This is a genomic window from Streptomyces sp. NPDC005141, from assembly GCF_053599975.1.
Map to the genome: position 1 here is coordinate 1 of NZ_JBSFYW010000010.1, position 21554 is coordinate 21554.

Here is a 21554-nt window from a genome sequence, read left to right on the forward strand (position 1 = left end):
GGGTCCGCCTCCGGACGTACTTGTCGGCGACATCCTTTCCGTGCACGGGAGTTACCTGACAGTAATCGCGGGTGATTTGACCCACCCTGGGTGGGGGCACCGCCCCTGGGGGATCTCCCCGGCCGGGCGTCTCAGCCCCGCCAGGGCAGCTCCGCCGTGATCCGGGTCGGGCCGGCCACCGGCGAGTCCACCACCAGAATCCCGTCCACCGCGTCGAGCCGCTCCGTCAGCCCCGCGAGGCCCGACCCCTCGGAGATGTCGGCCCCGCCGACGCCGTCGTCGGCGACCTGGATCATCAGCCGGTTCTCGACCCGCCACACATCCACGGTCGCCCGTGTCGCCCGCGCGTGCTTGCTGATGTTCTGGAGCAGCTCGGAGACGGTGAAGTAGGCGATCCCCTCGATCGCGGGCGCCGGCCGCGCCGGCAGATCCACCTCCACCTGCACCGGAACCGTGCAGCGCGAGGCCACCGCGGACAGCGCGGCGTCGAGCCCGCGGTCGGTCAGCACCGCCGGATGGATACCGCGCGCGAGATCCCGCAGCTCCTGCAGTGCCGTCTTGACCTCGCCGTGCGCCTCGTCCACCATCCGCGCCGCGGCCTGCGGGTCCTCGGTCAGCTTCTCCTTGGCGAGCCCCAGATCCATCGCCAGGGCGACGAGCCGGGCCTGTGCGCCGTCGTGCAGATCGCGCTCGATCCGGCGCAGATCGGCGGCGGCCGTGTCGACCACGACCCCCCGGTCCGACTCCAGCTCCACCACACGCGTGGCCAGCCGCGAGGGGCCGAGCAGCCCGTGCACCATCAGCCGGTCCACGCTCGTCAGCGCCCGCACGATCCACGGGGTCGCCATCGTGAAGAGCAGCCCCACCAGCGCGGTCACCGTGATCTCGAACGGGTTGTCCAGATAGATCGAGTGCGTCCCGTCGCCGTACAGCTGGAGTCCGTCCTGACCGCCGTACATCGGGAAGATCCAGAACCACAGCGGATACGTCAGCAGCGCCCACCCGTACGCCCAGAAGTTCAGAGCCACGACGAAGGAGAACACCGACCACGGGAACTGGACCACCGCGTACAGCAGGTGCCGCCACGACGTGCCGCTCTTGAGCACGGCGCCCATCCACGCCATCGCCCCGTGCTTCTTCATCCTGAGCGGCTCGGGCTCGGCCACCTCGACACCGAGCAGCCCCCGCGCCCGCGCCCGCTCCAGCGAGCCGAAGCCGCGGCAGCCGGCCAGCGCCGCGGCGAGCACCGGTACGCCGAGGAAGGTGATCAGCAGGCCCGCGCCGAGCGAGACCATCGTGACGGCGAACGTGAACATGATGATCCCGAGCGGCAGGCCCAGCATCACGTAGCCGAACTCACGCCAGCTGCGGGCCTCGATCGGCGCCCGCAGCGGGGCCGGGAGACGGTGCCGCCGCTCGTCGGCACCCGCCCCGCCGAATCCGGGCCCGCTCCGGTGCCCGTATCCGTGTCCGTAGTCCGTGGCCATCGGTCCGTCCGTTCTCTCGTCTCGTCCTGCGCCTCGACTCGTCCTGCGCGTCGGCTCGTACCTCAACCCTGCCGTCCGGGACGCCCGCCGGCCATGGAGCGGATCGGCGTCTTGGACCGGGGGTTTTCCCTACCTCGGCGGACGTGGGCGGGCCCGTCTGCCGCGCGGGCTCGTGCTACCGGTCCCGCCACGGCAGTTCGGCCGTGATGACCGTCGGGCCGCCCACCGGTGACTCGACGACGAACAGTCCGTCCACCGCGCCGAGCCGGTCCGCGAGCCCCGCGATACCCGTACCGCCGTCGAGTCCCGCCCCGCCGCGGCCGTCGTCCGAGACCTGGATGAGCAGGCGCGCGTCCGTCCGCCAGACGTCGACGGACGCGGACCTCGCCCCGCTGTGCTTGCTGACGTTCTGCAGCAGCTCGGAGACCGTGAAGTACGCGATGCCCTCGATGGCGGCGGCCGGCCGCGTCTCCAGTTCGGCCGTCACCTTCACGGGCACGGTGCACCGCGAGGCGATCGCGGACAGGGCGGCGTCCAGACCCCGGTCGGTGAGGACCGCCGGGTGGATGCCCCGGGCCAGATCCCGCAGTTCCTGAAGGGCCAGTTTCACCTCGCCGTGCGCCTCGTCGACCATCGACGCCGCGGCGTCGGGGTCCTCCAGAAGCTTCTCCTTCGCCAGGCCGAGCCCCATCGCGAGATTGACGAGCCGGGCCTGCGCCCCGTCGTGCAGATCGCGCTCGATCCGGCGCAGATCGGCGGCGGCCGTGTCGACCACGACCCCGCGGTCCGACTCCAGTTCGGCGATGCGGCGCTCCAACTCGTCGGAGGGCGACAGCAGCCCGCGCACCATTGCCCGGTCCACGTTCGTCAGCCCCCGCGCGATGAACGGCAGTACCGGCCACAGTACGAACAGCGACACGAGCGTGATCGTGAACGTGGCGATGCCCCAGGGCAGCCGTATGAGGTCGTACAGCACCGCCCGCCAGCCCACCGGGTCCTTCAGACTCGACCACAGCCAGCCGAAGAAGCCGGTCCTGCGCACCGGCAACGGGCTCGGCTCGTCGATCCGCAGCCCCAACAGCCGCCGCGCCCGCGCCCGCTCCGCCTTGCCCAGCTGCCGAGAACCCCGCAGCCCGGCCGCGAGCAGGGGCAGCCCGACGACCGTCACCGCGAGCCCCGCGCCCGTGGCCAGCATCGTCACCACGTACACGAACCCGACGATCGAGGCCGGCAGATTCACCAGGAGATGGGAGATCTCCTTCCACGTCTGCGGTTCGAGGGCGAATCGTACGGTGGGCGGCCGGTCATCTTCGGACGGATCGTCCGGCGGACTGGCGGGCGTGATGCGTTCGGTCATATCCGCTACCCTGCCCGGCGGCGCGCCGCCGCGCCATGAGGTGGGCCGCCGCGATGCACTGGGGAAAACCCCACCCCCAGGGGTGACGGCAGGACGTGACGCCGAGATGCTCCCGGGCCATGTTCACACCGTGAGACGTGAACGCGTCCCCGGTGGCCGAGGGATGGTCGAGGCGTGACGGGCTGCTTACGCTCTCTTTAGCAGGCCCTAGACTCCCGTCCGTACAGATCGTCGAACACGGCGCATCACAGAGTGCGCGACGGCGCACGACGGGGCGCAACGAGGTCAGGGAGTGAGGGGCTGACGTGCCGGAACCGACCGTTGTCACGGCGACCGGAACTGTCGTCGCGGCGGACTACTTCCAGTCCTACTCGGTCGTCGGACTGCTCGCCGTGGTGGGCGTGCTGTTCGTCGCCGTAGCCTTCGGGGCCGGCCGCCTGCTGCGGCCCGTGGTCCCCACCCCCGAGAAACTCCTGACGTACGAGTGCGGCGTCGACCCGGTCGGCGAGGGCTGGGCCCACACCCAGGTCCGCTACTACGTGTACGCCTTCCTCTACGTCATCTTCGCCGTCGACTCGATCTTCCTCTTCCCCTGGGCCACGGTCTTCGCCGCTCCCGGCTACGGCGCCGCGACGCTGGTCGAGATGTTCATCTTCCTCGGCTTCCTGGCCGTGGGCCTGCTGTACGCATACAAGAAGGGCGTCCTGACATGGACGTGACCCCCTCCACCCCGGAACAGCCGGTGCTGCTGCCCGAGCCGAAGCGGCTCGGCGCGCTCGCCCGCCTCGCCCCCGAGCCCATGAAGGTGGTCCTGAACTGGGGCCGCCGCTACTCGCTCTGGGTCTTCAACTTCGGCCTCGCCTGCTGCGCGATCGAGTTCATCGCAGCGTCGATGGCCCGCCACGACTTCATCCGCCTCGGCGTGATCCCGTTCGCGCCGGGCCCGCGCCAGGCCGACCTGATGGTGGTGTCGGGCACCGTCACGGACAAGATGGCGCCCGCCGTCAAACGCCTGTACGAGCAGATGCCCGAACCGAAGTACGTCATCTCCTTCGGCGCCTGCTCCAACTGCGGCGGCCCCTACTGGGACTCCTACTCCGTCACCAAGGGCGTCGACCAGATCATCCCCGTCGACGTCTACGTCCCCGGGTGCCCGCCCCGCCCCGAGGCCCTGCTCCAGGGCATCCTCAAGCTCCAGGAGAAGATCGCCCGGGAGTCGCTGGGGGAGCGGTACGGGTCCGACGCGCCGCGACCGTCGGCCGCAGCGCTCCAGAGCGGCCTGGTGAAGCCCCCGGTCCCTTCGGCGACGAGCGTTCCGGGGACGGATGCGACCGCTCCCGGTGAGGAGGACCGATGACCGTCGGCTGGCTTCCCGGCCCCGCCGAGGAACTCTTCGGCCCCGACGCCACGGCCGAGGAGTCGTACGAGGTCCTGACGGTCGACGTACCCCCGGCGTCCTGGATCGCGGCCCTGGAGACGGCCCGTGACACGCTGGGCTGCACCTATTTCGACTGGCTGAGCGCCGTCGACGAACCCGGCACGGGCTTCCTCGTCTCGGCCCACGTCGTGGCCCTGTCCCCGGTACGCCGCCTCCTCGTCCGTACGACCGTCCCGCACGCCACCCCGGTCCTCCCGTCGGCGGTCTCCGTCTACGCGGGCGCCGCCTGGCACGAGCGCGAGACCCACGAGATGTTCGGGGTGGCCTTCGAGGGGCACCCCGGCCTCGACCCCCTGCTCCTGCCGGAGGGCTTCGAAGGCCATCCCCTGCGCAAGGACTTCGTCCTGGCCGCCCGCGTGGCCAAGGCCTGGCCCGGCGCGAAGGAACCCGGCGAGTCCGAGCACGGCGGCCCGAAGCGCCGCCAGATGCTTCCGCCCGGCGTTCCCGACCCCAACGAGTGGGGCCCGCTCAAGGGCCAGCTCCCCCCGGCCCCGTCCCGCCCGGCCCGCGGCGCGGCCCGCCCGGCCGGCGACCGCCCGGTGCGCAGGGCCCGCACGGCGGGGGAGGGGTCGGCCAGTCAGGCGCCTGCCGCTCCTGCCGCCGCACCCGCCGACGCGGGTACGTCCGGCGCGTCCGCCGGGGCCATGGACGCGGGTGCGGCTTCCGCGGGGGCGGGTGCCGCCTCCGGTGCGGAGGCCGCGCGGCCCGCGCGCAGAGCCCGCAGCGCGAGCCAGGGCTCGGCGACCCAACGGGCACAACAGACAGCGCCTGCGCCTTCAGATCCAACGCCCACCGCGGAACCGGCGGCAGCTGCGCAAGTGACGCCTGCTGCGGAGCCGACGGCTCCCGCCGGGCCGACGCCCACTGCGGAACCGACGCATGCTGCGGAGCCGAAGGTTCCTGTCGGGCCGACGGCTGGTGCGCAAGTGGCGCCCACTGCGGAGCCGACGCCTGCTGCGGAGCCGACGGTTCCTGCCGGGCCGACGGCTGGTGCGCAAGTGGCGCCCACTGCGGAACCGGCGCCTGCTGCGGAGCCGACGGTTCCTGCCGGGCCGACGGCTGGTGCGCAAGTGGCGCCCACTGCGGAGCCGACGCCTGGTGCGGAACCGACGCCTGCTGCGGAGCCGACGGCTCCCGCCGGGCAGACGCCCACTGCGGAACCGGCGGCTTCGGCCGAGGCGACCTCTCCGGCGAGTACCCCTCGGGCAGCCGGGCCCGACTCGGCGACGAGGCCCGTCAGAAGGCCTGCCGCACCGCGCAGCTCCGACGCTCCTTGGCACCAGGCGAAGCCCGCGTTCGAGGACCCGGAGCCGAAGGCGGAGCGGAGACCGGCGCCGGAAACGACGCCGGAGTCCCAGCCCGAGGGGACGGCGGAACCGACCCCCGAGGTGAAGTCCGCGGGGACCCCTGAACCGATCCCTGAGGCGAAGCCCGAGGCGAAAGCCAAGCCCGCCCCGGATTCCGGGCGGGAGTCCGAGCCCCGGCGGGAGCCGGAGCCCGAGTCCCCGTCGGACTCCGAGTCGGCGTCCGGCTCCGAGCCGGCGTCCGATCAGGAGCCGAACGTGAACCCCGGCCCCGGTTCGAAGCCCGGCCCCACCCTCGGTTCGAAGCCCGCCCCCACCCCTGACGACCCCTCCGGAGGTACGCAGTGAACGACGCTCTCGACGTCGCCCTACGCCTCCTTGTCGTCTTCGTCGTGTTCCTGACGTTCCCCCTGATCGTCGGCCAGACCGAGCACAAGGTGATGGCCCACATGCAGGGCCGCCTCGGCCCGATGTACGCGGGCGGCTTCCACGGCTGGGCCCAACTCGTCGCGGACGGAGTCAAGTTCGCGCAGAAGGAAGACATCGTCCCCACGGGCGCGGACCGCCGTATCTTCCAGATCGCCCCGGCCGTGGCCCTCCTCCCGTACCTCCTGGTCCTCCTCACCATCCCCATCGGCCCGGGCGAGGGCGCGGTCGGAGAGGTCGTCGACGCGGGCATCTTCTTCGTCCTCGCCGTCATGGGCGTGGGCGTCCTCGGCTCGCTCATGGCGGGCTGGGCGTCGGCCAACAAGTTCTCCCTCCTCGGCGGCCTCCGCACCGCCGCCCAGCTCCTCGCGTACGAACTCCCGATGCTGCTGACCGCGGCCTCGGTCGCGATGGCGGCCGGCACGGTCTCGCTCCCGGGCATCGTGGACGCCTTCGAGTGGTGGTGGCTGCCCTGGCAGATCGTCGGCGCGATCGTGTTCTTCGTCGCCGGTCTCGCCGAACTCCAACGGCCCCCCTTCGACATGCCCGTCGCCGACTCCGAGATCATCTTCGGCGCCTACACCGAGTACACCGGCCTGCGCTTCGCCCTGTTCCTGCTCGCCGAGTACGCCGGAATCGTCGTCCTGTGCGGCCTGACCACCGTCCTCTTCCTGGGCGGCTGGCACGGCCCCTGGGGTGCCGACGGCCTCGGCTGGGTCTGGACCTTCCTGAAGGCCGCGATCCTCGCCTTCGTCGTCATCTGGCTCCGCGTCACCTACCCCCGCCTGCGCGAGGACCAGCTCCAGAAACTCTCCTGGACCCTCCTCGTCCCTCTGTCCCTCGCCCAGATCGCCCTCACCGGCATCGTCAAGGTGGTGATCGCGTAACCATGGCTCCCATCCCTGGCTCCGGCCTCGCCAAGGGCCTGGCCGTCACCCTCCGCACGATGACGAAGAAGACCGTCACCGCGCAGTACCCGGACGCCCAGCCCGAACTCCCGCCCCGCACCCGCGGCGTCATCGGCCTCTTCGAGGAGAACTGCACGGTCTGCATGCTGTGCGCCCGCGAGTGCCCGGACTGGTGCATCTACATCGACTCCCACAAGGAGACGGTCCCAGCGGCCGCCCCGGGTGGCCGCGAGCGCAGCCGCAACGTCCTGGACCGCTTCGCGATCGACTTCTCCCTGTGCATGTACTGCGGTATCTGCATCGAGGTCTGTCCTTTCGACGCGCTCTTCTGGTCCCCGGAGTTCGAGTACGCGGAGACCGACATCCACGAACTCACCCACGAACGCGACAAGCTCCGCGAGTGGATGTGGACCGTCCCGGCCCCGCCCGCCCTCGACCCCGGCGCCGAGGAACCCAAGGAGATCGCCGCCGCCCGCAAGACCGCCGACAAACTCGCGGCCGAACAGGCAGCCCAGGCCGAACAGGCAGCACAAGCGGCACAGACCGACCAGGGTGGGCAGCCGGAGCCCCCGGCGACGCCCTCCTCCGGTCCGCAGGAGGGACAGTCGTGACCTTCTCAGCAGCCACGGCAACGGCGGCCCGTACGGCCACCACCGTCGCCACCGGACACCACGGCTTCCTCTCCCCGACCGGCGTCGAGATCGCCTTCCTCCTCGTCGGCCTGGTCACCTTCGGCGCCGCGCTCGTCACCGTCACCACCAAGCAACTGGTGCACGCCGCCCTGTGGCTCGTGGTGACTCTCGGCGGCCTCGCCGTCGAATACCTGCTGCTGACGGCCGAGTTCATCGCCTGGGTGCAGGTCCTCATCTACGTCGGTTCCGTCGTCGTCCTCCTGTTGTTCGGTCTGATGCTCACCAGGGCCCCGATCGGCCGTTCCCCGGACGCCGACTCCGGCAACCGCTGGGCCGCCCTGGCCGTGGCCGTCGCCTCGGCCGGCGCCCTGGTCTGGGTCGTCGTCGACGCCTTCCGCACGACCTGGGTCGACCTGAACGGCGCCGCCGCCGGTTCCACCGAGGTGACCGGAGCGAGCCTCTTCCAGAACTGGGTCCTTCCCTTCGAAGCGCTCTCCGTCCTTCTCCTCGCCGCCCTGGTCGGCGCGATCGTCCTCTCCCGCAAGGCGAAGGCGGACGCCGCGACGACCACCCCGCGCGTCCCCGGCAGCCGCAGCGGCAAGCAAGACAAGGAAGGTGTCCGCTGATGCACCTCGCCTATCCCGCCGTGCTCGCCGCCCTCCTGTTCTGCACGGGCCTGTACGGGGTCCTCGCGCGCCGCAACGCGATCCTGGTCCTGATGTCGGTCGAGCTGATGCTCAACGCCGTCAACCTGAACCTCGTCGCCTTCGACGTCTGGCTCTCCAGGACCGCCCGCGACACGCTGCACTCCGGCCAGGCACTGACCCTGTTCACCATCGCCATCGCCGCCGCCGAGATCGGCATCGGCCTGGCGATCGTCCTCGCCGTGTACCGCAACCGCGGCACCTCGGACATCGACAAGCTCCGCGACACCGCCGAGGGCCACGGCCCCGACGACCCCGACAGCGACGCCCCCGCGGCCGAGAAGGCTGAGGCCACCGCGTGACCACGACCACCCTCGCCGTCCTCGTCCCCCTCCTTCCGTTCCTGGGCGCCGCCGCCGGACTACTCCTCGGCCGCACGGCCCCGGGCTTCGTCCGTCCGCTCGCCGTACTGCCGCCTCTCGCGTCGCTCGTCCTCGCCGTGCTGGTCGCCGTGGACCAGGGCGGCGGCCAGGCCGTCGACGCGCACACCGAACTCACCCCGACCGGCTCGGTCCCCATCGAACTGAGCCTGCACATCGACGGCTTCGCCGCCCTCGTCGCCGTACTCGTCGGCGTCGTCGCCACCTGCGTGCAGATCTACTCGACGGGCTACCTGCGCGACGACCCGCGCTACCCCTCGTACGCCGCTCTCGTCTCCCTGTTCACCTCCGCGATGCTGCTCGTCGTCTACTCGGGCGACCTGGTGGTGCTCCTGGTCGGCTGGGAGATCATGGGCATCTGCTCGTACTTCCTGGTCGGCCACTACTGGGAGACGCCCGAGGCCCGCGCCGCCTCCATCAAGGCCTTCCTCGTCACCAAACTCGGCGACGTCCCCTTCCTCATCGGCCTGTTCGCGCTGGCCACCGACGCCGGCTCCTTCCGGATCACCACGGTCCTCGGCACCGTGGCGAGCGGCGGACTGCACCACCCGACCCTGGTCGCCCTGCTCCTCCTCGCGGCCGTGGCGGGCAAGTCGGCGCTGTTCCCGCTGCACACCTGGCTGCCCGACGCGATGGCGGGCCCCACCCCCGTCTCCGCGCTGATCCACGCCGCGACGATGGTCGCCGCCGGCATCTACTTCGTCGCGCGGCTCCTCCCCGTCTTCCAGGCCTCCTCGGCCGCGATGATCGTCCTCGCCGTCATGGCCGGTGTCACGATGGCCGGTTCGGGGCTCGCGGCGCTCGCCCAGGACGACATCAAACGTGTCCTCGCCTACTCGACGATCGGTCAGCTCGGCTACATGGCCGGCGCCCTCGCCGTCGGCGACCGCGGTGCCGCCGTCTTCCACCTCCTCGCGCACGGCGCCTTCAAGGCGCTGCTGTTCCTCGCGGCCGGCGTGATCATCCACGCCTCCGGCACCAACTCGCTCGCCGTCATGTCCCGTATGAAGGACCTGCGGGCCCGCGTCCCCGACGCCTACTGGACGATGACGGTGGCCCTGCTCGCGCTCGCCGCGATCCCTCCCTTCAGCGGCTTCTTCTCCAAGGAGGCCGTCCTCGGAGCCGCCGAGCACGTCGCCACCGGGCACACCGAGCAGGCCCCCGGCGCCGCGGGCTGGATCGTCCTCGTGACCGGTCTGATCACCGCCGTCCTCACCGCCGCGTACGCCACCCGGCTGTGGCTGCTGGCCTTCCGCGGGCACGGAGCCGAGGCCCCCGACCACGGCAGGCAGCCGGTCACCATGACGGCCGTGCTCTGGGTGCTCGCCGTCCCGTCGCTCGTCCTCGGCCTGGCGATCGGCCCGCTGCCCGACTGGTTCGACGGACGGGACCTGACACCGGTCCTCACCACCTCGGTGCTCGGCACAGGGCTCGCCCTGGTCGGCGTGATCGTCACCTACGGCGCCTGGCGGCACACCACCGCCCTGGCGGCCCGCGTACCGATGGGTGCGGTCGCGGCCCACCCCGGCGCCGATGCCGGACGGGTCGAGGCCGAGGCCATCGCCGCCCACGAACCCGCCTTCGGAGACGTGGCCCACGCCCCCGACCCCGCGGACCCGGGCCGGTTGCTGCTCGGCCCGCTGCACCGCCACGCGGCCGTCGGCTTCCACCTCGACGCCGTGTACAGCGTGCTGTTCGTCCGCCCGGTGCAGGCCGGAGCCTCGCTCGTCCGGTTCCTCGACCGCGAGGTCGTCGACACCTATGTACGCGGCGCGGGCGCCCTACCCCGCTGGCTGGGCACGGCCGTACGGCGTGCTCAGACCGGCAATGTGCAGACCTATGTGAGCGCGCTGCTCGCCGGCACCGTCGTCCTGGTGGTCGCCGCCCTCCTCGTCGCCACGGGAGCGTGAGCACGCGTGATCGATATCAGTGAATCCGTGATGCAGGTTCTTCTCGCGTTGATCGTCGTCGGCCCGCTGATCGGGGCCGTCGCGGTCCTTCTGCCGGCTCCGCCCGGGCTGAAGGGGAAGTCGCCGGAGCAGGCGGCGCTGCGGCACGGTGTGACCGTCACGGGCGTGGTGCTCATCGCCGCGATCGTCCTCGCGCTCGGCTTCGACCACGACCAGCCGTCGAGGATGCAGGCCACGACGGACATCAGCTGGATCCCCGCGCTCGACGTGCGGATCCACCTCGGCATCGACGGCATTTCCCTCCCCCTTCTGGTCCTGACCGCGCTGCTGACCTTCCTCTGCGCGCTGTACTCCTACTTCAAGATGCCCGCGGGCCCGACCCCGAAGGCATTCGTCGCGCTGCTGCTCGTCCTCGAGTCCGGCACGCTCGCGACCTTCGCCGTCCTCGATCTGCTGCTGTTCTTCCTGGCGTTCGAGATGGTGCTCATCCCGATGTACTTCCTCATCGCCCGGTGGGGAGGTGCCCAGCGCCAGGCCGCGGCCTGGAAGTTCATCCTCTTCACCCTGCTCGGTTCGGTCGTCATGCTGCTCGGCCTGCTCCTGATCGGAATCAAGGCGGGCACATTCGACATGGTGGCACTCGCCACTGACAACGGCCGGTCGCTGACCACATCCGTGCAGGTCATCGCCGTTCTGGCGATCGGGATCGGGCTCGCGGTGAAGACGCCGATGTGGCCGCTGCACAGCTGGCTGCCGGACGCCCACACCGCCGCTCCGACCGTCGGCTCGGTCCTGCTGGCCGGCGTCATGCTGAAGATGGGCACGTACGGGTTCGTCAGGATCCTGCTGCCCATCACCCCGGACGGCTTCCGCACCTTCGCCCCCTACCTCGCCGCCTTCGCCGTGGTCGGGATCATCTACGGCTCCCTGGCCTGCCTGGCGCTCGCCAAGCAGGGCGCGAAGGGCGACCTCAAGCGGCTCATCGCCTACTCCTCCGTCGGCCACATGGGCTTCGTCCTGCTCGGCATCTCGACGATGACCCCGACCGGCGTGAATGGCGCGCTCTTCGCCAACATCGCCCACGGCCTCATCACCGGCCTCCTCTTCTTCCTCGTCGGAGCGCTGAAGGACCGCACGGGCACCACCGACCTCGACACCCTCGCCGAGGAGACGGGCGCCGCGCTGTACGGCAAGGCCCCGCGCCTCGGCGGCCTGCTGGCCTTCGCCGCGGTCGCCTCGCTCGGGCTGCCGGGCCTCGCCGGGTTCTGGGGCGAGATGCTGGCGCTGTTCGGCGCGTTCGAGCCCGCCGCCGGCCTCAGCCGTCCCGCCTATCTGACGTTCATGGCGATCGCCGTGTTCGGCACCCTGCTCACGGCCGCGTACATGCTCATCGTCGTGCGCCGCGTCTGCATGGGCGGCACATCGCAGGAGGCGCCGAAGCTCGCCGACGTCCAGATCTACGAGTTCGCCGCCTGGACGCCGCTCGTCGCCCTCACCGTCGTCGCCGGTCTGTGGCCCCGGGCCCTCCTCGGCCTGACCGACCCGGCCGTACAGCAGCTCCTCGCAGGAGGCACCCGATGAGTTCCCTGGTCCAGTCCGTCGACTGGCTCGCCATCGCGCCGCCCACCCTCGCGGCGGTCGTCGGACTCGTCGTGCTCGTCGCCGACCTCTTCATCGGCGAGGCGAGGAAGGCCGTACTCGGCTGGGTGTCCGTGGCGGGTCTGGCCGCCTCCGCGCTGTTGCTGCTGCCCCTCCTGGACGGCGACCGGGCCACGTTCTGCCTGACGGGCGACGCGGACACCTGCAGCTATGTGGCGGACCGCTTCACCCTGGTCATCCAGCTCCTGGTACTCGGCGGCGCGCTCCTCGCCGCCCTGCTGTCGGTCACCGCCCTGAAGGACGCCGACAAGGAACTCCCTGAAGGGGAGTACTGGTTCCTGCTGCTCTCCTCGGCCGCCGGCGCCGCCCTGCTGCCCGCCTCCCGCGACCTCGCGACGCTCATCGTCGCCCTGGAGGTCGCCTCACTGCCCGCCTTCGCGCTCGTCGGCATCAGGCGCGGCGACAAGAAGTCCTCGGAAGCGGCCCTGAAGTTCTTCCTGTCCTCCGTCACCGCGACCGCCGTGAGCCTCATGGGCGTCAGCTTCGTCTACGCGACGACCGGCAGCCTCTACCTCACCCGGATCGCGGACAGGATCCAGCACGTCGACGGACAGTTCCACACCCTCGCCCAGGCGGGCGTCGTCCTCACCCTCGTCGGCTTCGCCTTCAAGACGGCCGCCGTGCCCTTCCACTTCTGGGTGCCCGACACCTACGTAGGGGCACCTTTGCCGATCGCCGCCTACCTGTCGGTCGTCGGCAAGGCGGTCGGCTTCTCCGGGCTGATCCTCGTCACCGTCATCGCCTTCCCGTCGTACGCCGATGTCTGGGGCCCGGCGCTGGCAGCGCTGGCGGCCCTCACCATGACGGTCGGGAACGTCGGCGCCCTGCGGCAGCGGGCCACGCGCGCGTACAGCGCGGTACGGCTGCTCGCCTGGTCCTCCGTGGGACAGGCCGGCTACCTCCTGGTCCCGATCGCTGCCGCCGCCTACTCCAAGGACGCCGAGAAGGCCATCGGCTCCACGGTCGCGTACGCCCTCATGTACGCCGCTGTGAACCTCGGCGCCTTCGCCGTGGCCGCCCTGGTGGCCCGCAGAAGTCCCCTGAACCGCATCAGCGACTACCGGGGCCTGTACGCCGAGAGCCCCCTCTCCGCGCTGGTCCTCGGCTTCTTCCTGCTCTGCCTCGCCGGTCTGCCGCCGGGCATCATCGGCCTCTTCGCCAAGGTGACCGTCTTCTCCGCGGCCGTCGACGCCGGGCTCGGCTGGCTGGCCGTCGTCATGGCCGTCAACGTGGTGATCGCGCTCTTCTACTACCTCCAGTGGACGACGCTGCTCTTCCGCGCCCCCGAGGGCGAGCCGGGCACGCACCGCGCCCCCGCTCCGCTCACCGCGGCCATCGCCCTGACGGCCGTCCTGGGCGTCGTCCTGTCCGGTGCGCCCCAGCTGATCCTGCGCTTCTCGGCGACCGGACTCTTCTGAATCGGCGGCCGGTTCCTCCGCCCGGGACAACCCGGTTTCTCCACCCCGTCCAAGAGGCCCACGCGCGCGTGGATCACCGTTCGATTCACCCGGACGGCCCACGCGCCAGGCCGTGCGCACAAGGGAACTAGTGCTCTCCGTCTGGCGTTGACCAGTACGGGAGGGTCCACTGAAGAGTGGAAGCAGAGCATCAGCAAGCAAAGGGTTCCCCTGCCGCACCACTTGGAGGGCGTACCGTGCACCGCCGGCACAACGGGCTCAGGACAGCCGTACTTCTCGGGGGGCTGTCCGCACTCATCATCGCCATCGGCAGCTTCTTCGGTCGCACCGGTCTGATCGTCGCGCTGTTCGTCGCGATCGGGACGAACGCGTACGCGTACTGGAACAGCGACAAACTGGCTCTACGCGCGATGCGAGCCCGCCCGGTGAGTGAGTTCGAGGCCCCGGCCCTGTACCGCATGGTCCGCGATCTCTCCACCCAGGCGCGCCAGCCCATGCCGCGCCTGTACATCTCACCCACGGAGGCGCCGAACGCGTTCGCGACGGGCCGCAACCCGCGCAACGCGGCCGTGTGCTGCACCGAGGGGATCCTGCGCATCCTGGACGAGCGCGAGTTGCGCGGCGTCATCGGTCACGAGCTCAGTCACGTCTACAACCGCGACATCCTGATCTCGTCCGTGGCCGGAGCCCTGGCCTCAGTGATCATGTTCCTGGTCAACTTCGCCTGGCTGATCCCGATCGGCCGCTCCAATGACGACGACGGTCCCGGCATTCTCGGGATGCTCCTGGTCATGATTCTGGGCCCGCTCGCCGCTTCCCTCATCCAGCTCGCGATCAGCCGCTCCAGGGAGTACGAGGCGGACGCGTCCGGTGCCCAGCTCACCGGCGACCCCCTCGCCCTCGCGAGCGCGCTGCGCAAGCTCGACGCCGGCACCAAGCAGCTGCCGCTGCCTCCCGAGCCGCGCATCGAGACCGCGAGCCACATGATGATCGCGAACCCCTTCCGCCCGGGACAGGGAATGTCGAAGATGTTCTCCACGCATCCGCCGATGGCGGAGCGTATCGCCCGGCTCGAGCAGATGGCAGGTCGTCACCAGTGAAGACAATTCTGAACGTCATTTGGCTCATCCTGAGCGGCTTCTGGCTGTTCCTCGGATACCTGCTCGCAGGCGTCATCCTGTGCATCACCATCATCGGCATCCCGTTCGGGATCGTCCTTCTGGGTTCAGCATCGCGCTCGGGTCGACCCGTCCTTCGATGACCATCGAGGGCAGGAGCTGAAGCTCCGGTAGGGGAACCTGTTCTCTGTCCGCCAAGGTGGCGTTTACGCGACCCCAGGTGCCGTCGGAGGCCCAGGTGTTGAAGTGTTTTGAAGCCTGGATGGTCGCACCGGTTTCCTTGATCACGTTGGGCCAGGACTTACCAGTGCGAGCCTTGTAGAAGATGGCGTCCACGGATCGGCGGACGGTCCCCCGGCGCCCCTTCGGGAGCAGGGGAGCGATCTTTGCCCACTCCTCGTCGGAGAGCCCGGTAGCGGGGATACCGAGGCCAGCAGCGGTGTACCAGGCCCGCACAGTGCAAGGAACACCGCCGCGCCGATCGTCGGGCACCGGGCCCGTGATCGTGACCTTCAGTTCCAGCATGGCCAAGATGGCCGCTTGCTGCTCCGGGGCCATGCCCGGGAACGACTTCTTCGCCATGCTCGCCAGCGCGATGAGATCACGGGTGCGCCGGTCGGTCTCCTCCATCTCCGTCAGCCATTCGGCAGCCTCGTCACGCAGGCTCTGAAGTTGTTGGAGTTCATCACCGAGGACCGCTGTAGCCGCCTCGATAGCGTCCGCCGACTTGCTTTGCTTGGCCGATGCGACGATGACGGCAGTGATCGAAGCGTTCATGCCCTCGATCTGCTGGTCGAGGTCCGCGATCCGGTCGACCAGGGCAACCGTGTCCCCTGCCGCTATCCCGATCCATTCGGCGGCCAGCTCTTGGAGCTTCTCACTGTCGCTCGCGATCTCGGTGACACGCTTCCAGACGTGCTTTTCAAGCGCGTTGGCATCGATGCGTGAGCAGCCACAGGACTTCTGACCAAGGTCCTTGGGCGCGTTGCCAGAGCATCGGTAGAACCGGGCGCCTTCCCGCGTCGGTGTGAAGCTGATCCCTGCGTACGTCTTCCCGCAAAGGCTCACAGTTCGGCCGCTCAGCGGATAGAGCCATCGTTGCCCGCTGCTGTGCTTCGCCGTTTCGGCGACCTTGCGTCGCAGCTCTGAACTCTGTTCCTCGGTCAGGATCCGAGGCAGTTCAATCTGCACAGAGTCGCCCCAGAGGGGGTCGCCATTCTCGTCATTCTTGGCGTGCTTTCCACGGAAGATGAGTACGCCGTCGAGTACGGGCGTCGACATGATGCGATCCCGGAGATTGTCGCGTGTCCAGGTCTTGCCGGAGCGCGCTGTGGACCCTTCGGCGATCAGACGGATAGTGGCCTTGCGGAGGTTGAGTCCTTCGCCGACGACCAGGTCGTAAACGCGCCGGATGACCCTTGCCTCGTCCTCGTCGACCACCAGGTAGGAGCCGGGGGTCCCCTTGTTGGCGATGCGGTAGCCGTAGGGAGGCCGCCCGCCGATGTGCGCGGCCGGCGTCAGTTCTGCTTTCTCCTGCAAGCCGCCCTGCGTACGATCTCGGATCGTCTCCCACTCGGTCTCGGCGTAATCGGCGTCACGGCGCATCTTCTTGCGCCCCTCCATCGTGGTGTTGTCGTAGTCGTCGGCGACGACGGCGACGTACACCCCGATGTCTTCGAGGGCCCAGACCCAGCGCCAGAAGGCACGGCCCTTGCGGCCGATCACACGGCCGTCGGGCACGACCACGATGTCGAAGGGGCGTGGGATCTGCTGTGCATCCTCCATCAGACGCTTCAGATCACCGCGGTGAGCCGCTTCCAAGGAGCCGGAGACTCCCTCATCCCTGTACGTCGCGATGTGCGTCCACTGCTTGAACGCGATGTGGCGGAGGGTCTTCCGGCTCTGCCTGGCGACGCCGTAGCCCTTCTTCTGTTCCTCGGTGGAGACCCGTAGATAGTCGACGGCGCGCAGCGACTGTGTGCCGGTTGATCGAGCAACGGTCTCGATGGCTGAAGACAGGGGTGTGCTTACACTGGACATGTCGACTCCCAATTAGTCGGCCAGCCCCGGGGCGGTTGCAGCCGCTGCCGGGGCATCTGTGTCAACTCCCAGCGTATCGCGACAATGTGACGTTGTGTCGGTTTTCCTAACCATTCTGCGGTGAGCATGAGGCCCGAACAGAATCCGGAGCAATAGCGCCCGCTCGGCCGGAGACAGCGTCTTGTCGGGGATCCAAATGACGCTGGAGCCGGGCACTAGATCACCTCCGGATTCGTCGCTAACTGCCGCGCGAATTCACGGTTCGAAGCCAGGTCTTCGGCGATGCCCGCGGCGATGAGCGCCGCGCCAGGGGTGTGGCCGGAGCCGACGTAGCGCCAATGAGCATCTGTGATCGTGCCTGGCACGGTTTCGTGGCCGCGATGTTCGGCGCGGTCGGCGCGCAGTGCAGCGTATGTCGTCGAGTAGGCACGTGACTTGGTGAGAATGTGACCCCGGTAGCCGAGCGTGTGAGCCCAGGCCCGCAGATGCAGGGGCGTGAACTCCGGGAGCCCGCCGAGGCGCCAGCACGTGCGCATGAGTGCCCGCACGTGATCGGAGACGCGGGCGGCGTCGATGTCTTCCCGGTTCGTGAGCCGGTAGTCGGTGCCGGCGCCTGTCTCGCCCGCTCCCTTGGTGACGTACTTGGCGACGTACGCGGCTACGGCATCGTCGTCCGGGCCGCCGGCATTGATGCGCAGCGGTCGGGCGTCGAGTTGTGCGCCCCAGCGGAGGGTGAGTTCGCCGACGGCAGGGCTGTGCGGTGTGCGGACCACGACTCGGCCGGCGGAGGCGCGCACGGAGTCGGCGAGTCGGTCGGTGGTTCCCCAGGCCGGGGGTTCGTCGTCGGGTCCGGCCGGGCCGTCGAGGCGGACGACCGCGTGGACGTGTACGGCGCCGCGTTTCTGGTACTCCGCGACGCGGGCAAACGACAGCCGGGCGTGCTTGGGGAAGCGGGACTGCGCGATGCCGACCGAGGTGGCGAGTTGGCGTCGGACGCCGATGACGAAGCGGTCCCAGAGCGGGCCCGCGTGGGCGTGCCAGAGCACATGTCCGGCGTAGTCGTAACAGTCGGCGCAGAGAGGTTGGCCCACGAGAGGGTCCGTCGCCTCATGGAGGGCCGCGCAGCCGAGTCGGCGACCGTGCTCGCATTCACCAATGCCGCGGCGTGGTCGGCAGAGCTCCCCGGCTCGGTGCACGGGCCCGAAGGAGGGGGCGGTCAGGGTGACGAACAGCCGGGGTCGATCTCGGACTGAGGCGGGGACGTTCTTGCCGCCGAGCAGACCCGCACGGACGAGGTGGAACGTGTCGCCCGCGTGGAGCCGGGAGCAGGGCGGACAGACGGTTGCGCGTCGGTTGCGGCAGCGGACGAGGAGCCGTTCGCCAGGTTCGCCGCGGGTGTCGTAGCGGTGGACGATCTCACCGGTTGTCGCGTCCAGGGTGGTCGTCGAGCCGGATAGCTGAATCGGGTGGGCGCAGCCGCCGCTTGCAGTGATCTGTACGATCCAGCGGGCAAATTGAGGATCTTGGGCGATGCGTATGGCGTCTCGGTCTGTTTCGGGGAGCTGACGCAGGCGCGCCGCGCGGTCGAGGGCGGCGCGCCTGCCAGCCGGGGTGAAGTCCGGGGTGATGGTGGTGACCTTCCGGGGTGGGCCGCCGAGGCGGCACGGGTGGTGGTTGGTGGCGCGGTGTCGTCCATGGGGGTCGCTCCTCACGTGGTCGGGCGGTAGGTGTGCGGGGTCAGCGGATGGTTCCGGTGCCGCGGCAGACGCGGCAGCGGTGCAGGCGTCCGGTCCAGGTTCTGCGGGCTCCGTCGCCCTTGCAGACGGGGCATCTCACGCGGGGCATGGGCATTGCGTTGGTCCTTTCTGCCGGTCTAGAAGTGGGAGAAGCCGCTCAGGACCCAGGTCAGGAGGCCGTTGATGGTGAGGCTGACGGGGGTCTGGCCGAGGTACATGCCGAAGAGCGCGATGCAGACGGCTTCCCAGGCGCGGACGTCGCGGGAGCGGACGAGGAGGAAGGTGATGATCCCGAAGACCACCACGAGGGACACGGCGGTACCTGTGCTGATCACTTGTCGTCTCCTTCGAGCGCTGCAAGGGCACGGACGATGGCGGGCAGTTCGGGGGTCAGGGCCGCGTGCTTGCGGGCCGTGGCCGCGGCTTCTTCGGTCGAGGTGAGGTGGGAGCGGGCCCGGCTCCAGCCGCCGTCAGGGCCGGTGCAGACGGCGACGCCCTGCTCGTCCGGGGTGATCGACTGGGCGACGGTGACGGCGTCCTTGTTGAGGTCGCCCAACGTCATCTCTGCCGTGCCGGGGTCATTCACGCGGTGGCAGATCCGGCCGCCGAGCTGGGCCCGCAGGGCGGTGACTCCGGGGCCGAGGTCGGAGCCGACGCGTTGGCCGGCGACGACCAGGTGCATACCGAGCGCGGCACCGAGCTGGGCCAGGCGCAGCAGGAGCGTGGAGCACTGTTCGGCTTCCGCCCTGCTCTCGCGCCGGCCGTCGGAGAGGTAGAGCTCCGCGATCTCGTCGACGATCACAACCACGGGTATGGGGCGCAGCTTCTCCGGGAGCTCCCAGATGGAGCGGACCCCCGCCGCACGGCAGACGCTCATGCGGTCCTGCATGTCGACGACGAGCGCCGTGAGCACGGCGACTGCCTCACGACGGCATGTCGTCAGCGCGCTGAGCCGTTCGGCGAAGAGGCCGAGTTCCATACCGCCCTTGCAGTCGATGCCGACCAGGGCGACGGGTTGCGGGGCGAGTTGGGTGATCAGCCGGGCCAACAGGGTGGACTTGCCGGAGCGGGTGGCGCCGGCGATAAGCCAGTGCGGGACGAGTCGCAGATCCATGACCCAGGCGCCGCCGCTTTCCAGTACGCCGATCAGGGCGGACAGGAGTACGGCGGGCGCCGAGGCTAAGCCGGGCCGGGCCAGCGGATCGCTCGCCGTCGCGGTCAGCAGCACGAGGCCGCGTTCCGGCGAGGTGACGCGTACTGCGTGGACCTTCCACGCGTGCACGAGCGCTTCGGCCGCCTTCATGTACGTCGCCGGGGTCTGGCCCGGGTGTAGGCGCACTGTCGCCGTCAGCCCCATGCGGTTGGCCCGCGGGAACGAGAGCCGCGGGACGATCGGACGCAGCGGATCGCCCTTGACGATTAGGTCCCCGAGCAACCCGCGGGGCGGACGGCGTGTGACGGTGAGGTCGTTGAGCAGGGCGACCTTGCGCCAGGTGAACACCACCCGGAGCGCGGTGGCCGGGTATCCGGCGAGGTACCAGTGCCAGGCCGGACGGTGCCGGCGCAGCAGGTCACCGACGACGAGCACCCACGCGAGTGCGGCGAGCCCGAAGGCGAGTGCGATCGGTCCCATCACGCACCGCCGCCCGTCTTGTTCGGTGCGGGGGTGGCGTGGACGGGGGTGATGGCGTCGGCGCGGAAGCTGATGCCGTGCCGGTCACCCATGGCCCAGGCGAACGCGGTCAGTCCGGTGACCTTGAGGATCTGTCCTTCCTCGATGCCCTTCGGCTCACCGGCGACCGCTATCTCGATGACGGAGATACGCCGTCCGTCCTGTCGGACCATCACGGCGACGGTGTAGACGGTGTTGCCGTCGCGGTCCTTCTTGACCTCCTGTGTCTCGAAGTTGCTGATCTTCGCTTCGGGTGTGATGGCGCACCGCAGTACGCCCAGTCGTGCCGTGTCCACGGGAATGGACTGCATTGCGTGGCCTCCCTGGCCAGTCGGAACGCCTGACATATTCAGACGTCACTTGTCCTTACGAGTTATGACTATGCGGCTCTGTACGGCGAGGGGTCAACTACTTATGCTGACGAGTGATGTCGCGCGTGCGACTGTCTACGACCTCACCCGGAGATGCCGAGATGACAGAGATCCAGCGCCCCGGAGCCCTCTACCAGCAGGTCGCCGCCGCGATCCGCGAAGCGATCCTCACCGGCGAGTACGAACCCGGCTCCTCGCTCCCCTCGGAAGCGCAGCTCATGGAGCGCTACAAGGTCTCGCGTCCGACTGTCCGCAACGCGGTCGCCGCTCTGCGCGCGGAAGGGCTCGTCGACGTCCAGCACGGCAAGGGCAGCTTCGTACGCTCCACAAGCGGCCCCGCCCTCCCGATCTCCCGTCATATCGGCAAGACGCCAGCCGGGCATTTCAGGCTGTACGGCGTAGCCACGTGGCAGCAGGCCGAGGAACCGCACACCTACCGCACCCACACCACCCAAGCCACGGCCCATCTGCTGGGACTCCAGACGGAAGAGGCCCTGTTCGGCTGTGACCAGCTGCTCGTCGACCCGGACACCGGAGCCCGAGCGATGCACCGGACACTGATCCCTTTCGCCACCGCCGAAGCCGTACCCGCTCTCGGCAAGACGCCGGACGCCGCCCCCGCCGCGATCTACGCCATGCTGACGGCGGCCGGGAACGAGCTGTGGTGGTCGGAGTCGGTACGGGCCCGCATGCCGCTGCCCGACGAGCGCACTACTCTGCGCCTGCTCGACGCGACCCCGGTCCTGCACGTCTCCCGCGTCACCTGCGGCACCGACGACCAGGCCCTGATCCTCGAAGAACTCCGCATCGGAGCGGCCCGCGCCGAACTCACCTACCGGATCGACGCCGACAATTAGCCCGCGCGGCGTGTCCGCAGCCGGGAGCCGGTGGCGATCGGTCGAATGCGTCTTCACTTCCTCAAGGGCGCGCCTGCGGCGCGCCGGGCAGCCCGGCCGCCCCGGCCGGGCGTGCGGCGTGGCCGCCGGTCCCGTCC

The 21554-nt window shown here is 69.9% G+C and carries 19 protein-coding genes and 1 pseudogene; 13 read left to right on the forward strand and 7 right to left on the reverse strand.

Annotation, left to right across the window (positions count from 1 at the left end; translation table 11 throughout):
- Window positions 1-131 precede the first annotated feature (131 nt).
- Both ACWD68_RS10300 and ACWD68_RS10305 read right to left on the reverse strand, forming a co-directional pair.
- Window positions 132-1487: a sensor histidine kinase gene (locus ACWD68_RS10300; RefSeq protein ID WP_451806027.1), complete on the reverse strand. Its 1356-nt coding sequence runs from the start codon at window positions 1485-1487 to the stop codon at window positions 132-134.
- Window positions 1488-1662: 175 nt separating this feature from the next.
- On the reverse strand, window positions 1663-2844 hold the full coding sequence (locus tag ACWD68_RS10305) for a sensor histidine kinase (protein WP_451806028.1): 1182 nt from the start codon (window positions 2842-2844) through the stop codon (window positions 1663-1665).
- A 305-nt stretch (window positions 2845-3149) separates the two neighbouring features.
- Here ACWD68_RS10305 and ACWD68_RS10310 point away from each other — a divergent pair, with 305 nt between their 5' ends.
- From ACWD68_RS10310 to ACWD68_RS10365, 12 genes and pseudogenes are all read left to right on the forward strand, one after another.
- Window positions 3150-3563: an NADH-quinone oxidoreductase subunit A gene (locus tag ACWD68_RS10310; RefSeq protein ID WP_326786120.1), complete on the forward strand. Its 414-nt coding sequence runs from the start codon at window positions 3150-3152 to the stop codon at window positions 3561-3563.
- Complete coding sequence (locus tag ACWD68_RS10315; protein ID WP_451806029.1) at window positions 3554-4201, forward strand: NADH-quinone oxidoreductase subunit B; 648 nt, start codon at window positions 3554-3556, stop codon at window positions 4199-4201. The genes ACWD68_RS10310 and ACWD68_RS10315 overlap by 10 nt, the downstream gene beginning before the upstream one ends.
- On the forward strand, window positions 4198-5934 hold the full coding sequence (locus tag ACWD68_RS10320; protein ID WP_451806030.1) for an NADH-quinone oxidoreductase subunit C: 1737 nt from the start codon (window positions 4198-4200) through the stop codon (window positions 5932-5934). Before ACWD68_RS10315 ends, ACWD68_RS10320 begins: the two co-directional genes overlap by 4 nt.
- Window positions 5931-6899: a complex I subunit 1/NuoH family protein gene (locus ACWD68_RS10325; RefSeq protein ID WP_451806031.1), complete on the forward strand. Its 969-nt coding sequence runs from the start codon at window positions 5931-5933 to the stop codon at window positions 6897-6899. The genes ACWD68_RS10320 and ACWD68_RS10325 overlap by 4 nt, the downstream gene beginning before the upstream one ends.
- 2 nt (window positions 6900-6901) lie before the next feature.
- Window positions 6902-7531: a NuoI/complex I 23 kDa subunit family protein gene (locus tag ACWD68_RS10330; RefSeq protein ID WP_451806032.1), complete on the forward strand. Its 630-nt coding sequence runs from the start codon at window positions 6902-6904 to the stop codon at window positions 7529-7531.
- A complete protein-coding gene (locus ACWD68_RS10335) occupies window positions 7528-8178 on the forward strand; it encodes an NADH-quinone oxidoreductase subunit J family protein (RefSeq protein WP_451806033.1) in 651 nt (216 codons plus the stop codon). The genes ACWD68_RS10330 and ACWD68_RS10335 overlap by 4 nt, the downstream gene beginning before the upstream one ends.
- Window positions 8178-8558, forward strand: coding sequence for an NADH-quinone oxidoreductase subunit NuoK (gene nuoK / locus ACWD68_RS10340; RefSeq protein ID WP_451806034.1), 381 nt, complete (start codon window positions 8178-8180; stop codon window positions 8556-8558). Before ACWD68_RS10335 ends, nuoK begins: the two co-directional genes overlap by 1 nt.
- A complete protein-coding gene (locus ACWD68_RS10345) occupies window positions 8555-10546 on the forward strand; it encodes an NADH-quinone oxidoreductase subunit 5 family protein (protein WP_451806035.1) in 1992 nt (663 codons plus the stop codon). The genes nuoK and ACWD68_RS10345 overlap by 4 nt, the downstream gene beginning before the upstream one ends.
- A 6-nt stretch (window positions 10547-10552) precedes the next feature.
- The gene (locus tag ACWD68_RS10350; protein WP_451806036.1) at window positions 10553-12127 is read left to right on the forward strand and encodes a complex I subunit 4 family protein; all 1575 of its coding nucleotides are present in this window, start codon (window positions 10553-10555) and stop codon (window positions 12125-12127) included.
- On the forward strand, window positions 12124-13623 hold the full coding sequence (locus ACWD68_RS10355; protein WP_451806037.1) for an NADH-quinone oxidoreductase subunit N: 1500 nt from the start codon (window positions 12124-12126) through the stop codon (window positions 13621-13623). Before ACWD68_RS10350 ends, ACWD68_RS10355 begins: the two co-directional genes overlap by 4 nt.
- A gap of 236 nt (window positions 13624-13859) precedes the next feature.
- Window positions 13860-14723, forward strand: coding sequence for a zinc metalloprotease HtpX (gene htpX, locus ACWD68_RS10360; RefSeq protein WP_451806038.1), 864 nt, complete (start codon window positions 13860-13862; stop codon window positions 14721-14723).
- Window positions 14720-14836 (forward strand): annotated as a pseudogene (locus ACWD68_RS10365) (YccF domain-containing protein); the annotation flags it as partial. The gene htpX and the pseudogene ACWD68_RS10365, both read left to right, overlap by 4 nt.
- Here the strand turns inward: ACWD68_RS10365 and ACWD68_RS10370 are convergent.
- The 5 genes from ACWD68_RS10370 to ACWD68_RS10390 form a co-directional block, all read right to left on the reverse strand.
- Complete coding sequence (locus tag ACWD68_RS10370) at window positions 14814-16781, reverse strand: recombinase family protein (protein ID WP_451806039.1); 1968 nt, start codon at window positions 16779-16781, stop codon at window positions 14814-14816. The pseudogene ACWD68_RS10365 and the gene ACWD68_RS10370 sit on opposite strands and share 23 nt — an antisense overlap.
- A gap of 215 nt (window positions 16782-16996) precedes the next feature.
- A complete protein-coding gene (locus ACWD68_RS10375; RefSeq protein ID WP_451806146.1) occupies window positions 16997-18352 on the reverse strand; it encodes a replication initiator in 1356 nt (451 codons plus the stop codon).
- Between the two features lie 302 nt (window positions 18353-18654).
- Complete coding sequence (locus tag ACWD68_RS10380; protein WP_217574491.1) at window positions 18655-18852, reverse strand: hypothetical protein; 198 nt, start codon at window positions 18850-18852, stop codon at window positions 18655-18657.
- The gene (locus ACWD68_RS10385) at window positions 18849-20150 is read right to left on the reverse strand and encodes an FtsK/SpoIIIE domain-containing protein (RefSeq protein WP_451806040.1); all 1302 of its coding nucleotides are present in this window, start codon (window positions 20148-20150) and stop codon (window positions 18849-18851) included. Before ACWD68_RS10385 ends, ACWD68_RS10380 begins: the two co-directional genes overlap by 4 nt.
- On the reverse strand, window positions 20150-20500 hold the full coding sequence (locus tag ACWD68_RS10390) for an SCO3933 family regulatory protein (protein ID WP_451806041.1): 351 nt from the start codon (window positions 20498-20500) through the stop codon (window positions 20150-20152). Before ACWD68_RS10390 ends, ACWD68_RS10385 begins: the two co-directional genes overlap by 1 nt.
- Before the next feature lie 161 nt (window positions 20501-20661).
- Here ACWD68_RS10390 and ACWD68_RS10395 point away from each other — a divergent pair, with 161 nt between their 5' ends.
- Window positions 20662-21417: a GntR family transcriptional regulator gene (locus ACWD68_RS10395; RefSeq protein ID WP_451806042.1), complete on the forward strand. Its 756-nt coding sequence runs from the start codon at window positions 20662-20664 to the stop codon at window positions 21415-21417.
- Window positions 21418-21554: the final 137 nt, after the last annotated feature.

Coding starts and splice junctions, on each gene's coding strand:
- ACWD68_RS10390 (WP_451806041.1), bottom strand. CDS start 20,500: ATGCAGTCCATTCCCGTGGACACGGCACGACTGGGCGTACTGCGGTGC.
- ACWD68_RS10385 (WP_451806040.1), bottom strand. CDS start 20,150: ATGGGACCGATCGCACTCGCCTTCGGGCTCGCCGCACTCGCGTGGGTG.
- ACWD68_RS10320 (WP_451806030.1), top strand. CDS start 4,198: ATGACCGTCGGCTGGCTTCCCGGCCCCGCCGAGGAACTCTTCGGCCCC.
- ACWD68_RS10395 (WP_451806042.1), top strand. CDS start 20,662: ATGACAGAGATCCAGCGCCCCGGAGCCCTCTACCAGCAGGTCGCCGCC.
- ACWD68_RS10355 (WP_451806037.1), top strand. CDS start 12,124: ATGAGTTCCCTGGTCCAGTCCGTCGACTGGCTCGCCATCGCGCCGCCC.
- ACWD68_RS10315 (WP_451806029.1), top strand. CDS start 3,554: ATGGACGTGACCCCCTCCACCCCGGAACAGCCGGTGCTGCTGCCCGAG.
- ACWD68_RS10330 (WP_451806032.1), top strand. CDS start 6,902: ATGGCTCCCATCCCTGGCTCCGGCCTCGCCAAGGGCCTGGCCGTCACC.
- ACWD68_RS10300 (WP_451806027.1), bottom strand. CDS start 1,487: ATGGCCACGGACTACGGACACGGATACGGGCACCGGAGCGGGCCCGGA.
- nuoK (WP_451806034.1), top strand. CDS start 8,178: ATGCACCTCGCCTATCCCGCCGTGCTCGCCGCCCTCCTGTTCTGCACG.
- ACWD68_RS10305 (WP_451806028.1), bottom strand. CDS start 2,844: ATGACCGAACGCATCACGCCCGCCAGTCCGCCGGACGATCCGTCCGAA.
- ACWD68_RS10370 (WP_451806039.1), bottom strand. CDS start 16,781: ATGTCCAGTGTAAGCACACCCCTGTCTTCAGCCATCGAGACCGTTGCT.